Raw genomic sequence first — 12,707 nt, forward strand, 5'->3', positions numbered from 1 at the left:
TCAAGAGACTTCAGAAGCGCTACCAGCACACCCAGTGAACGCAAGGGCACTTTCCCATAGACTCAAGGGGTGCATGTACTCAGTGTGAGCTCCCTCAAAGGCGGCGTCGGTAAGACCACTGTGGCTCTGGGCCTGGCTTCCGCGGCGTTCTCGCGCGGCCTGCGCACCCTTGTGGTTGACCTTGATCCGCAGGCCGACGTATCTACTGGAATGGATGTGAACCCAGACGGGTACTCCAACATTTCTGACGTACTCGAGAACCCGAAAGAAAAGACCGTTCGTGCTGCCATTGCACCGAGCGGTTGGAACCAGCACCACGAAGGGTCAATTGACCTGCTCGTGGGAAGTCCCTCTGCCATCAATTTCGACGGGCCGCACCCGTCCGTTCGTGAGATCTGGAAGCTGGAAGAGGCGCTCGCGAGCGTAGAGAAAGATTACGATCTCGTCCTGATCGATTGCGCGCCATCGCTGAATGCCCTCACTCGAACCGCCTGGGCGGCGAGCGATCGCGTGTTGGTGGTCACTGAGCCAGGGCTCTTCGCGGTCTCGGCAGCAGACCGTGCCCTCCGCGCCATTGAAGAGATCCGGCGTGGGGTAAGCCCACGACTGCAGCCGCTTGGGATCCTCATCAACAGAACTCGGCCACAGTCGATGGAACATCAGTTCCGCATCAAGGAATTGAAGGAGATGTTCGGCCCACTCGTGCTCAGCCCCCAACTTCCCGAGCGCACGTCTCTGCAGCAGGCCCAGGGTGCCGCGAAGCCGGTACACATGTGGCCGGGCGAGGCCGCTCAGGAGATGGCAGGCTACTTCGATCAAGTTCTCGATCGGGTGATGCGATCGGCCGGGATCGACGGGATCGTCGCGGGTGAGGTTGCGCCAACAACTCCTGGCCATGCGATCGTCTCTGATGAACCCGCAGAAGATCTCACTGTAGTGACTGACCCGACAGGTTCCGCGAAGTAACCAGCCGCAGGTTTGAGGTCGGTTCTTCCGCCCGCACAGGTTATTGCGACGAATCCGCCTAGGATATCTTGCGAGCTTCCCTGCGTGCGGACAGTTCGTCGCCTGCACTCTCGATCGATGCTGAGCGGTGCTCATCCATATCCACGAGCGACGTTTCTACTTCGCGCAGCACTTTCCCCACAGCAATCCCAAACACGCCCTGACCACGACTCACCAGGTCAATCACCTCGTCATTCGACGTACACAGGTAGACGCTCGCTCCATCACTCATCAGCGTTGTCTGCGCGAGGTCGTGCACACCGGACTCGTTCAGCTGACCAACAGCGGTTCGAATCTGCTGCAACGAGATCCCTGTGTCGAGGAGTCGCTTCACTAGTTTGAGCACCAAGATGTCCCGAAAACCGTACAGCCGCTGGGACCCTGATCCGCTCGCGCCCTGCACAGTCGGCTCAACCAGCCCAGTACGAGCCCAATAGTCGAGCTGACGATAGCTGATCCCTGCTGCCCGCGCTGCGACCGCGCCCTTGAACCCACCATCCTTGTTGGGTTGAGGCAGACCATCGTCAAAGAGGGTTGCAGAAATCGTCGATCCTGGCGGCGTCGAAACCAAGTTCTCCATCGCAGTCCTCTCCGGCAGCGCATCGTGCGCTTAATTCTCTTAACGGTATCTAGGGTGATGCATCGGTGCAACGACCGACGCACCGAAACTTTTGGTGTGTCGCGACGACTATCGTCGACTCAGGCTGCGGTGCAACACGCCGCCACGGACGGTCTCCATGAGCTCCGCGATCTCAAGGGCACCCTCTGTGCCTCCTGGGCTGTCACTGCGCATCCCGCGAGATTCGATTGAGTGGGAAATGAGCTCCGCATCACGCTCAGCCGCGGCGCGCATTGCTCGGAGATGGCGAGGTGTAATCCCCCGCTCAGCAAGTCGCATAAGTGCACTGAGTTCAGCCACCGATTCATAGGGAAACACCTCTGCTGCGGGCAGGAGGCCCGCAGCAATCGCATCTCCGATGAATCGCGCTGAGGCCCCCGTCAATCGCTGAAGCTCATCACGGGAGAGAAGCCGCTGAGGCCGGAGAATGCTTGAGGCGCTGCGCGGTGCTGCGCCCGGAATAACCGGATCCCTGCCCTGGTCCACCTCTTCCAGCACCTCAGCAATGACCTTCAGGGGAAGGTAGTGGTCTTTCTGGAGCGTCAAGATCAGCCTGAGTCGCTCAATGTGAGCCTGCGAGAACTTGCGATACCCCGATTTGGTGCGCTCGGGAGAAATCAGCCCTTGCTCCTCGAGGAAGCGCAACTTAGACGGGCTGAGATCGCAGAATTCGTCCTGCAGTCGTTCTAGAACGTGACCGATACTGAGGAGCCCTGCGCTGTCGTGCGCTCGGGCGGACTTCACTGACATGCTATTCCTGGTAGGGGAGGTCGAATCGCGAAGCGAAGAACGTGAACTTGAATTTGCCCACCTGCACTTCGACCCCGTCTTCCAGCGTGCGATCACCGTCAATTCGGTGACCATCCACGTAGGTGCCATTCAGTGAGCCTAGGTCATGCACGAGAAACCTCACTCCGACGCGTCGAAACTCAGCATGCTTTCGCGAGACCGTGACGTCATCGAGAAAGATATCAACCTCTGGGTGCCTGCCCGCAACCGTGATGGCTTGGTCAAGCAGAAAACGTGCCCCCAGATTTGCCCCACGGCGAACGACGAGCAATGCAGCGCCCGACGGCAGTGCCTGCACCGCGTCTTGCTCCCCCACGCTCAGGTCTGTCGTACGGGCCCGCACCATGGCTCCCACCTCGCCACGAAACTGCTCGGTCGATCTCACCTCGGTTTGGTCATCCCGGCGTGCCTGATCCTCTGCATTCACGTCGTCACTCACCTCCGGCTTTTCGCCTCCCGCCAGCCTCTCAGCCTGATCCCACTACGCTATCGCAGCTCGAGCGCAGCCGCATCTCAATCTCGGCGAGTTGGGTCGACGATCCGAATGGCACACACGCTCCTGAAAATCGCTGAGTCACTAGGCCTCGTGCGATTCAAGGAAGTCATAGACCTCATGCGAGTCAACGCCGGGAAAGGTGCCTGTCGGAAGCGCCGCGAGGAGACTCGTGGGTGTCGCTGCTTCCGGCCAAGCAGCGGCCTCCCACTTCCGGGTGAGCTCATCCGAAGCGCGACGACAGCATCGCTCATCGGGACAGAATGACTGAGTGCGATGCGCAGTCTCACGGCCACGGAACCACTTGACTGCGTCAAATGGCACCCCGACGCTCACCGAATACTGCCCTTCCTTCGCTTTCTCAACACGAGAGGTACACCAATAGGTGCCTCCGGCTGCCATGTCGGTGTATTGGTACCAAGGGTTGAAGAGATCAGGCTGACTGAATACCGTGCGTGCCGTCCAGTTTCGGCAGACCATCGCTCCCTCGAAATTGCCCAACGCGTCAGAGGGGAATCGCACGCCATCATTCTCATAGGCTTTTATGAGCGTGCCTGATTCGTGCACTTTCATAAAATGCACATCCAGGTCAAGGTGTTCGGTGGCGAGATTCGTGAATCTATGAGCGGCCATTTCATACGAGACCCCAAAGGCGTCGCGCAGATCCTCCATCGAGATCTGTCGCTGCTTCTTTGCTTCTCGGAGTTGACCCACCGCGCTCTTCTCGGGCAACAACACAGCACCCGCAAGATAATTCGCCTCCACACGCTGCCGAAGAAACTCACCGTAGCTCCGCGGCTCCTCATGTCCACACACGAGACTTGCGAGAGCGCGAACAATCGGTGCTCGCGCATCACGAGACGGAAGACTTGAACTCAAATAGATTCGATGGTTTCGCTGGTCAATCACCGAACGAGTCGAGTGCGGCAAATCACCCACATAGTGAAGGGTGAATCCAATTTTTTCCGCGATGCTTGAGATCAGCTGTTGCGAGACGGGACCCCCGATATACCCAACACCCTCCAACAACTGCCTGGCTTCACTCTCAAGCTCCGAGTAATAGTTGCCGCGAATGCGCATTTCAGCACGCAACTCGGTGTTCGCGCGCCTCGCTTCCTCAGGAGTTGCCGCTCGTTCGCGGTGCAAGCGCTCCACTTCCTGATGAAGCCCGAGCACCGCTTTGAGTGTGTCATCGGGTGTGGTCTTGGAGACCCTGATCGGCTGAATGCCCAGAGACTGAAAGACGGATCCTCGCTGCGCCCGCTCCACCGAGATTTCGAGGGCCGCTCGTTCGCTCGGAGCCTCGTCCATCAAGAGTTCGTCCACAGAGCAGTCAAGTGCCAGCGCCAGCGCGCGAAGGATCGGCAAACTCGGTTCTCGCTTCCCGTTCTCTATTGCCGACACCTGGGAGGGGGCTCGTTCGATCGCAGCTGCAAGCTGTTCGAGCTTCAGGCCGAGCTGAGTGCGTCGCTCGCGCACCCGGCGACCTAAGGTCAACGCGTCAGCAGCTTCTTCTTCAGGCGCGACAGCAGCCACCGGCACTGTCTGGCGCAAGGGTTCACGGCTTCCTGCCGCAGGGCCAGCAGTCCCACGATGCACCGCGGTCCGTCGCTGTTCGCTGTTCGCGAGGTTGATGGAGTTCATAGCTCCATGGTGCCAGACAGGGATTCTTTCGCCAAACGAAAATACTCCAAAATTTCACATCCTATTGGGGCTATCGAGCCCTGCTCTGGCACGCAGGATGGAATCACACCGATGAATCTCTCGCTGTTCCACACACAGATTCGTACGTCAGAAGGACACAAAGATCATGACCACCTTGCAGACCACAATGCACACCCCGCGCACGTCAACACAGGCCGAACCACGTGTCGAAGTGCTGGGCCGGCCGATGCTGCGCAGTGACGAAATCCTCACAGCTGAGGCGCTGCAGTTCCTCACCGAGTTGCACCATCGTTTTGCAGGATCTCGCCACGATCGCCTTGCCGATCGCCAACGCCGTCGATTCGAGATTGGTAACGGGCGCGACCCTAAGTTCCGCGAGGAGACCCGCGCAATTCGGGAGGACAAGAGCTGGAAGGTCGCCGGACCCGGGCCAGGTCTTGAGGACCGGCGCGTCGAGATCACCGGACCCACCGATCCAAAAATGACCATCAACGCGCTCAACTCCGGTGCACGCGTGTGGCTCGCTGACCAGGAAGATGCAACCAGCCCGACTTGGGCCAATGTGATCGGAGGTCAGATCTCGCTATTCGATGCGATTCGGGATCAGCTGAGCTACACGAGCCCCGAAGGCAAAGAGTATCGAGTGACGGCAGAGCGCACACCGACGATTGTGATGCGACCGCGCGGCTGGCACCTCGTAGAGAAGCACATTCGCTTCGTTGATGCGCACGGGCGGGCCGGTGCCGCCTCGGGCAGCCTGGTTGACTTCGGCCTGTACGCCTTTCACAATGCTCGTGAACTGGTCGAACGGGGGCGTGGACCGTACTTCTACATTGCGAAGTTGGAGTCAAGCGAGGAAGCGAAACTGTGGGATGACATCTTCACATTCACCGAGCGTAAGCTCGGGCTCGACCACGGCACTATCCGCGCCACAGTGCTGATTGAGACCCTTCCGGCGGCGTTTGAGATGGACGAGATCCTCTACGTAATGAAGGACCATGTCGCCGGTCTCAACGCTGGCCGCTGGGACTACATCTTCTCAATCATCAAGAACTACCGGGGTCGGGGTGCCCGCTTCGTTCTGCCCGATCGCAGCGAGGTAACCATGACGGTTCCCTTCATGCGCGCCTACACTGAGTTGCTCGTGCAGACGTGTCATCAGCGTGGTGCCCACGCCATCGGCGGCATGAGTGCTTTCATCCCGAATCGGAGTAACCCAGAGGTCACAGCGCTGGCAGAAGAGAAGGTTCGCGCTGACAAACACCGCGAAGCCGCCGATGGATTCGATGGCACCTGGGTGGCGCACCCCGACCTGATCCCGGTGGCTCAGACCGAGTTCGATGCAGTGCTCGGAGATCGACCGAATCAGGTGGACCGCCAGCGGAACGACGTGCATGTCACCGCTGCCCAGCTCCTCGATGTGCACATTGGCCGCGAGATCACAGAGGCTGGAGTGCGCGACAACGTCTCTATCGGCCTGCGCTATATCGAGGCCTGGCTGCGCGGCCTCGGTGCTGTGGCAATCGACAACCTCATGGAAGACGCGGCAACCGCTGAGATCAGCCGTTCACAAATATGGCAGTGGATCCACCAGGATCAGTCGACAGCAGATGGGACGCGCATTACCAGGGAATGGGTGGAGGAAATTGTGCGGGAAACTGCCCAGGGCTTCGAACGTTTCCCCGGGGATCGGTTCGAGGACGCGATTGAACTCTTCGAGGATGTGGCGTTGGGCGAGCAGTTCCCCACTTTCCTGACACTCCCCGCCTACAGCCGCTATCTCGTAGACGCCTAGCACCGCCCCCCGCTGGAGACACCACCAGCAGCGCCCACAGGTCGACCTTCACCCTCGGCCTGTGGGCGCCGTTATTCCCTCTCTGAATTCGCTCGTTCGATCGCTGGACCTAGCTCGTCAACGACCAGAGTTTCGGTGTCGTACTGCCCTGTGCGGTAGGCGGCGCGACCCACCATGTGGGCGGCAACCGGGGCTGTTAACGACTGGAACACAAATACTGGAATCAGCGAGAGCAACGTCACCCACGAGCGTTGATCCAAAGCGATCGCCGCGATGATCAGGAGCAAACCAAAGACTTGTGGCTTCGTGGCAGCGTGCAACCTGCTCAGTGCGTCAGGAAAACGCAAGAGCCCTATGCCAGCGGCGACAGAAAACGCGGTGGCCGCAATAACACACACCAACGCCAAAACATCCATAATCTGCTCAATCATTGGGAACCTCCCCAGGGCCCGCTGGACCAGTTGACCGCGCGCGTCGCTTGACATAGCGTGCGACAACAATGGTTGCGAGCACCGCGGTGGCGGCGATTGCCGTCATGAGCGGTATTCCATCGACGTGATTACGCAGCACCATGTCGGTTCCGACCGCAATGATGAGCGTGGTGAGCAATACGTCAGAGGCGATCATTCGATCGAGGATGGTGGGCCCGCGCACGATACGGATGACAGACAAGAGCGCGGTCAGGGTGAGACCAGCAACGGCAAATACCACGGCAATGTGAGACAGCACGGTCATGAGAGCTCCCTCAGGTCTCGCTTCGACCCAATTGCGCGGATCAGTAGCTCTTCGATGTCAAGGGCCGCTTGTATGGCGTGCTGCGTCTCGCGGTCTGTCGGAGTGTTCAGAACGTGGAGATACAAAGTGGATCCGTATCGATCCACTTCTACGATGAGGGAACCCGGGATGAGCGAGGCGGTGAGCCCCACCATGGTCAGAATAAAATCCGACTCCGTACGCAGTCGCACAGCGACGATCGAGGTCTTCGGCGGGGGCCCCGGGCGAAGAGTGAGCCAGGCAACCTGCACCGAGGCAATAGCGAGGTGCCAGAAAAAATAGAGCACGTAGCGAAGTGCCCACCAGACATTGAAGCGCGCGGCGATGAGAACCGGAGGCAAGTAGAAGAGTCGCACGGCGAAGAGCGCAACAACTATCCCGCTAGTGACCGACATCAGACTCACTTCGTGCCATAACGCCACCCAGGTGAGTGTCAATCCAATAAGCAGCGGAAGCTCGCTCAATTTGAGCAGTCGCTCCCGTCGTCTCGCCTCACGACCCATTTTCCACCTCGTCCAGCTGCCCGGCGTCAGGGACAACGTTTCCCAGAGGCTCGGTGCGACCGCTTCCTCCTCCCAGCCGTGATTCTTCACTCGGTTCGAGGACCAACCGCGCAATCTCTGCGGGCTGGGTGAGCATTTCACCTGCACGTTCAGAGTAGGCGTAGAGTGGTCCGGCGAAAAGCGTCAGCACAACACTGACTACCACCATTCCGGTGGTAGCACCGACCATGAGACCCGGGATCTGTCGCTGCTCTTGTCGGGGAATCGCATCGGGGGCACCATGTAAGCGGTCGAGCAGCGCATCTTCCCGGTCTCTGAGCATCAGTGCCTCTGTGGAGGTCGAAGGTGCAGCACCCGGTTCCCCGAGAGCGGCAGCCCGCGTACGCCAGAAGGCTAGGCTCCACACACGCGCCAGTGCGTAAAGCGTGAGCAACGACACGAGCGCCCCCACACCCATGAGCCAATAGGTGCCCGGCGTGGCAAGCTCTGCTCCTGCTTCAAATAGCCCGAGCTTGCCGATGAAGCCCGAGAAGGGAGGGATCCCCCCGAGATTGAGCATGGGGATAAAGAACAGTATTGCAATGACCGGCGCTGCCCGAAGCAGTCCACCGAGCGACGTGAGAGAGGTGGATCCACCCTGCCGCTCGATGAGCCCCACCGCAAGGAACAGGGTCGTCTGCACGATGATGTGGTGGGCTATGTAGTAGATGGTTGCGCCGAACCCGGCCGCGGTTGCCATTCCAATCCCAAAGATCATGTACCCGATATGGCTGATCAGAGTGAACGAAAGAAGTCGTTTGATGTCGAGTTGGGATACCGCCCCCAGTATCCCGACAATCAAAGTGAGTCCAGCGATGACCAACAGCAGGTTATCGACACTCGACTGCGGGAATAACTGGGTCTGGCTCCGAATAATCGCATACACACCGACCTTCGTCAGCAGACCCGCAAACACCGCGGTAACCGGCGCTGGTGCAGTAGGGTACGAGTCTGGAAGCCAGAACGCGAGTGGGAAGATTGCCGCTTTGATGCCGAAAGCGATGAGGAGTAGCAGGTTGAGAATGAGCTGAACTTCACCCGGCAGCTCTGCAATACGGATCGTGAGTTGTGCCAGATTAACGGTGCCCGTGGCCGCGTAAATCACGCCGATGCCTGCGAGGAACAGGATCGAGGAAACGAGTGAGACCACGACATAGGTCACACCAGCCCGTATTCGTGGAGCGGTTCCTCCAAGGGTGATGAGAACATAGCTAGCCACCAGCAGGATCTCGAATCCAACGTACAGGTTGAAGAGGTCACCCGCGATAAACGCGTTACAGACACCGGCACCCAGGACCAGGTAGGTCGGATAGTAGATAGATACGGGTGTATCCTCGTCGCCATCTGCCAGACCCTGACCGAGTGAAAACAGGAGCACCGCGAGCAGCACGATCGCTGAGACAACGAGCATGAGTGCCGAGAGCCGGTCAACGACGAGCGAAATGCCGTAGGGGGCCGCCCAGCCCCCAACCTGCATGACCAAGGGCCCACTGGTATCCACGGCCCACATCAAGATGAGGCTCACTGTGAGCATCGCGATCAGGGCGCCGACGGTGATCGCCTGTTGGGCGCGCCTATTTCCCGGAAGCGCGAGCGTCAACGCTGCGCAGCCCAAAGGAATGAGCACGACGAGTGGGATCCAAGCGTTCATCGCTCTTCCTCCACTTCGTTTTCCGACTTTGCGAACTCCTGGGTTTCCGCAAGATCCACATCAGTGACTTCTTCAGTGGTGAAATCGTCTGCTTCCGCAAGCCCCAGCTCTTGCTCCTCAATCCGCACCGAGTCTTCCTCGTCTTGCCGGGAGAGACGCCACGAGCGATAGATCAAGGCAAGCATGAAAGCGCTCACTCCGAACGTGATCACAATTGCTGTTAGCGTCAGGGCCTGCGGTAGCGGGTCACTCATGTCTTCGGCATTTGCCGTGCCGAAAATCGGGGCAACTCCAAAGCCGCCCGAGGAGAGAAACAGCAACAGGTTGGTTGCGTTCCCGACCAGGAGGAAACCAAGCAGCACCCTCGTTAACGAGCGATCTAGCAAGAGATACACCCCGCCGGCGTACAGCACCACCATCACAAGAACGAGAATGAGAGGCATGGTCATCGCTGCTCACCCCGTGACGCCTTCGCCGATTCACTATCCAATTCTTCCTGCCGATCCACTTCGGCACCAAGACTGCGGAGCACGTCGAGGATGAGCCCAAAGACCACAAGGTAGACCCCTACGTCAAAGAGGGTCGAAGAGACAAGGGGAAGTATGCCGAACGGTCCGAGGTCAAGATCGATCCAAGATGAAGCCAACGCGGCCTGTCCAAAGAAGATTGGCAAGATCGCCATCGTGGTGGCAAGTGCTAGACCAGCCCCGAGGATTCGGCCGGCGTCAACGGGCACGGTCGCACCGAGTTCGGCGCGACCACCTGTGAGATAACGCGCGACGAGGGCGAGCCCTGCCACGAGGCCTCCCGCGAATCCGCCGCCTGGGGTGTTATGACCACTCAGGAGGAGGTAGAAGGAGAGCAAAATAAGCGCGTGAAAGACCACTCTCACGACGACTTCCAAGATTATGGATCGCCGGGACGGATCGAGGTCTTTACCTGCGAGCAGCCACGTGCTCCGCTGCGCCGAATCATGAGGATCATCGACACGCTTGAGATAGTCCCGAACCCGAATCCGAGCAGCACGGCGCGAGAGCTTCGGCAAAGTATCAATGCGGGTCTTAACAAACACCAGTGATGCGACCCCGGTAGCAGCAGCAAGAACTACCGAGAGCTCCCCCAGGGTGTCCCACCCACGAATATCGACCAGGGTTACATTTACAACATTGAAGCCGTGGCCCCCAGCGTATGCGAGCTCAGGAAATTGCAGGGAAATTGGTTCGGCAACTCTTGCCCCCATGGCGATGAGCGCGACTGCTCCCAGGGTGAGACCCACTGCTAGCCCAATGACCGCTCGCAACACGTGCTTTGCGCGGGAGGCACGGACACCGATGTGCTGGGGTAAACGCCGAATGACCAGCACAAAGGCGATCAACGTGACCGTCTCCACCAGGGCCTGGGTGAGTGCCAAGTCTGGTGCACCGTGCAACATGAAGATAGAGGCCATCCCATAGCCGGTAACACCCACGAGAACCACCGCTTGAAATCGAGTGCGAGCCCGAAGCGCAAAAAGTGTCGCAAGAATCATCACGACAGCAATTGGACCCTGAGCAGGTGACGTCGTCCACTCAACACTCCTCGGCCAAGGCGCCGTCGCGAGCACGGGCACTGTGAGTGCGCAGACCAAGACAATAAGAATCACCGAAAGGTAGAACGGCAATGATCCGCGTTGCGTGAGCGATGTGAGTCTGATGGCGAAGATATCGATCCAGTGGGTGATCAGCCAATAGATATGTGAACCGGAGAAACGCTCGGGCACCCCAGCAAATCTCAAAGTGAGTCGACTCACGAGGAACGTGAGACCCACACCCAATCCGATCACCAGCGCCGATACCCCCAGGGCTGGGGTGAACCCGTGCCAAAGTGCCAGATGCTCTGGTACCACGCTCGACGGCTGAATCGCGAGCTGCAGCCAAGGGTCAATCATGGGTGCGGCAAGGCCCGAAGCGAGTGCGATCACGGCGAAGAGCATTGGTGCGAAAAGAATACTCGGAGATTCGCGGTGCACAAGCGTGCAGGCATCAACCGCCCGTTTCGTTGCAAATGCGCCCCACAGGAAGCGACCCATGTAGGCAACCGTGAGCACGCTGCCCAGAATGGAAACAATGAACGCTACCCCTGCAATAGGAGTCGTTTGCGAAAGCACGATGAGCTCGGTGAAGACAGCTTCTTTCGCCACGAATCCTATGAAAGGAGAAAATCCCACCATCGAGGCTGTCGCAACTACTGTGATGGCAGTGAGCGCTGGGACCTGACGCCCGAGGCCACTGAGCTTGCGGAGGTCACGTGTACCAGCGCCATGATCGATGATGCCGACAGCTAGAAAGAGCGGTGCCTTCGCTACCGCATGAGCGAAAAGCAGCGCGAGACCGGCAAAATCGGTGAGGGGGTCGGCCAATCCGAAGATCATGACGAGAAATCCGAGCTGGCTCACGGTTCCGTGGGCGACGATCAGTTTAATGTCAAACTGTCGCAGTGCTCGAATACCACCATTCAGCATCGTGATTGCGCCCAGAATAACTAGAGTCTCTCGGTAGCCGGGAACATCACCGAAGCCGGGACCCATCCGCGCGATGAGGTATACCCCTGCCTTGACCATCGCTGCAGCATGAAGATAGGCACTAACCGGAGTAGGGGCAGCCATTGCTCCAGGAAGCCAGAAGTGGAATGGGAAGATCGCGGACTTTGAGAGCGCACCCACGAGCACCAGGAAAACTGCAACGGTGGCAGATACACCGGTGGGAGGAGATTCAACAATCTCTGAAAGATTCGCGGTTCCTGCAGCCACTGCGAGGATGACAAGACCCACGAGCATCGCGAGTCCCCCGAGGGTTGTCACGATGAGAGCTTGAAGTGCCGCGGATCGCGCAGTGCGCTGGCGCTGCGAGTGACCGATCAGCAAGAAGGAGAAGACCGTCGTGGCTTCCCAAAAGATGAAAAGCAGGAAGACATTATCCGAGAGCACAAGCCCGAGCATCGAGACAGTGAAGCCGACGAAAACCGCGCCGAACCTCGCAAGTCCGTCCTCGGAGTCTTCAAAGTAGTTGCGACAGTACACAAGAATGAGTGCTCCCGCCCCGGTCACCAACAGCGCAAACATGAAAGAGAGCGCGTCTAGTCGAAAGACTAGGTTGAGCGACAGCTGCGGGATCCATGAAACTGACTCGACGAGGACGCTACCTGCAATTACAGGCCCAGCCTGAGCGACAAAGGCGAAGAATAGAGCCGCGGGGACTAGCGCGACGATCAGAAATCCGTTGCTGTGGAAACGACGAATAACAGGGTAGGCAATGACTGCAGTGATGGAGAGAGCAAAAAGCACGGTTACCATCACACCCATGCGCTTCCTCCTCTAGCGTCACAATTAAGTCTAT

At 58.8% G+C, this 12,707-nt stretch carries 12 protein-coding genes; 2 read left to right on the forward strand and 10 right to left on the reverse strand.

Going from position 1 to position 12,707, the window contains the following annotated elements; translation table 11 throughout:
* The first annotated feature begins 69 nt into the window (after positions 1 to 69).
* Positions 70 to 966 carry a ParA family protein gene (locus ACTNFK_RS08090; protein WP_435936729.1) on the forward strand — a complete coding sequence of 299 codons (897 nt, stop codon included), beginning with the start codon at positions 70 to 72 and terminating at the stop codon, positions 964 to 966.
* Between the two features lie 58 nt (positions 967 to 1,024).
* Here the strand turns inward: ACTNFK_RS08090 and ACTNFK_RS08095 are convergent, their stop codons facing one another.
* From ACTNFK_RS08095 to ACTNFK_RS08110, 4 genes are all read right to left on the reverse strand, one after another.
* Positions 1,025 to 1,585 (reverse strand): MerR family transcriptional regulator, encoded by a 561-nt coding sequence (locus tag ACTNFK_RS08095; protein WP_433646627.1) that lies wholly within the window; start codon positions 1,583 to 1,585, stop codon positions 1,025 to 1,027.
* Positions 1,586 to 1,693: 108 nt separating this feature from the next.
* Positions 1,694 to 2,374, reverse strand: coding sequence for a transcriptional regulator FtsR (gene ftsR / locus ACTNFK_RS08100; RefSeq protein ID WP_433646628.1), 681 nt, complete (start codon positions 2,372 to 2,374; stop codon positions 1,694 to 1,696).
* A 1-nt stretch (position 2,375) separates the two neighbouring features.
* Positions 2,376 to 2,852, reverse strand: a complete 477-nt coding sequence (locus ACTNFK_RS08105; RefSeq protein WP_435936730.1) for an FHA domain-containing protein — start codon at positions 2,850 to 2,852, stop codon at positions 2,376 to 2,378.
* A 138-nt stretch (positions 2,853 to 2,990) separates the two neighbouring features.
* On the reverse strand, positions 2,991 to 4,550 hold the full coding sequence (locus ACTNFK_RS08110; protein WP_435936731.1) for a helix-turn-helix domain-containing protein: 1,560 nt from the start codon (positions 4,548 to 4,550) through the stop codon (positions 2,991 to 2,993).
* Between the two features lie 166 nt (positions 4,551 to 4,716).
* Between ACTNFK_RS08110 and aceB the strand changes: the two genes are divergently transcribed.
* Positions 4,717 to 6,366: a malate synthase A gene (aceB, locus tag ACTNFK_RS08115; protein WP_435936732.1), complete on the forward strand. Its 1,650-nt coding sequence runs from the start codon at positions 4,717 to 4,719 to the stop codon at positions 6,364 to 6,366.
* 71 nt (positions 6,367 to 6,437) lie between these two features.
* Here the strand turns inward: aceB and mnhG are convergent, their stop codons facing one another.
* Genes mnhG through ACTNFK_RS08145 form a run of 6 tightly spaced genes read right to left on the reverse strand, consistent with a single transcriptional unit; the run spans position 6,438 to position 12,673 of the window.
* Positions 6,438 to 6,797, reverse strand: coding sequence for a monovalent cation/H(+) antiporter subunit G (gene mnhG / locus ACTNFK_RS08120; protein ID WP_433646634.1), 360 nt, complete (start codon positions 6,795 to 6,797; stop codon positions 6,438 to 6,440).
* On the reverse strand, positions 6,790 to 7,101 hold the full coding sequence (locus ACTNFK_RS08125) for an MrpF/PhaF family protein (RefSeq protein WP_433646636.1): 312 nt from the start codon (positions 7,099 to 7,101) through the stop codon (positions 6,790 to 6,792). Before ACTNFK_RS08125 ends, mnhG begins: the two co-directional genes overlap by 8 nt.
* A complete protein-coding gene (locus tag ACTNFK_RS08130; RefSeq protein WP_433646637.1) occupies positions 7,098 to 7,643 on the reverse strand; it encodes a Na+/H+ antiporter subunit E in 546 nt (181 codons plus the stop codon). Before ACTNFK_RS08130 ends, ACTNFK_RS08125 begins: the two co-directional genes overlap by 4 nt.
* Positions 7,633 to 9,333 (reverse strand): Na+/H+ antiporter subunit D, encoded by a 1,701-nt coding sequence (locus ACTNFK_RS08135; protein WP_435936734.1) that lies wholly within the window; start codon positions 9,331 to 9,333, stop codon positions 7,633 to 7,635. Before ACTNFK_RS08135 ends, ACTNFK_RS08130 begins: the two co-directional genes overlap by 11 nt.
* Positions 9,330 to 9,782 carry a sodium:proton antiporter gene (locus tag ACTNFK_RS08140; RefSeq protein ID WP_433646639.1) on the reverse strand — a complete coding sequence of 151 codons (453 nt, stop codon included), beginning with the start codon at positions 9,780 to 9,782 and terminating at the stop codon, positions 9,330 to 9,332. Before ACTNFK_RS08140 ends, ACTNFK_RS08135 begins: the two co-directional genes overlap by 4 nt.
* On the reverse strand, positions 9,779 to 12,673 hold the full coding sequence (locus ACTNFK_RS08145; protein WP_435936735.1) for a Na+/H+ antiporter subunit A: 2,895 nt from the start codon (positions 12,671 to 12,673) through the stop codon (positions 9,779 to 9,781). The genes ACTNFK_RS08140 and ACTNFK_RS08145 overlap by 4 nt, the downstream gene beginning before the upstream one ends.
* Between the last annotated feature and the right edge of the window lie 34 nt (positions 12,674 to 12,707).

This window comes from Leucobacter fengyongliangi (assembly GCF_052386045.1).

Bases quoted from the DNA above. Each gene is read 5' to 3' on its own strand.
- ACTNFK_RS08125 (WP_433646636.1), bottom strand. From the start codon at position 7,101: ATGACCGTGCTGTCTCACATTGCCGTGGTATTTGCCGTTGCTGGTCTC.
- ACTNFK_RS08140 (WP_433646639.1), bottom strand. From the start codon at position 9,782: ATGACCATGCCTCTCATTCTCGTTCTTGTGATGGTGGTGCTGTACGCC.
- ftsR (WP_433646628.1), bottom strand. From the start codon at position 2,374: ATGTCAGTGAAGTCCGCCCGAGCGCACGACAGCGCAGGGCTCCTCAGT.
- ACTNFK_RS08135 (WP_435936734.1), bottom strand. From the start codon at position 9,333: ATGAACGCTTGGATCCCACTCGTCGTGCTCATTCCTTTGGGCTGCGCA.
- aceB (WP_435936732.1), top strand. From the start codon at position 4,717: ATGACCACCTTGCAGACCACAATGCACACCCCGCGCACGTCAACACAG.
- ACTNFK_RS08130 (WP_433646637.1), bottom strand. From the start codon at position 7,643: ATGGGTCGTGAGGCGAGACGACGGGAGCGACTGCTCAAATTGAGCGAG.
- ACTNFK_RS08095 (WP_433646627.1), bottom strand. From the start codon at position 1,585: ATGGAGAACTTGGTTTCGACGCCGCCAGGATCGACGATTTCTGCAACC.
- ACTNFK_RS08145 (WP_435936735.1), bottom strand. From the start codon at position 12,673: ATGGGTGTGATGGTAACCGTGCTTTTTGCTCTCTCCATCACTGCAGTC.
- mnhG (WP_433646634.1), bottom strand. From the start codon at position 6,797: ATGATTGAGCAGATTATGGATGTTTTGGCGTTGGTGTGTGTTATTGCG.
- ACTNFK_RS08110 (WP_435936731.1), bottom strand. From the start codon at position 4,550: ATGAACTCCATCAACCTCGCGAACAGCGAACAGCGACGGACCGCGGTG.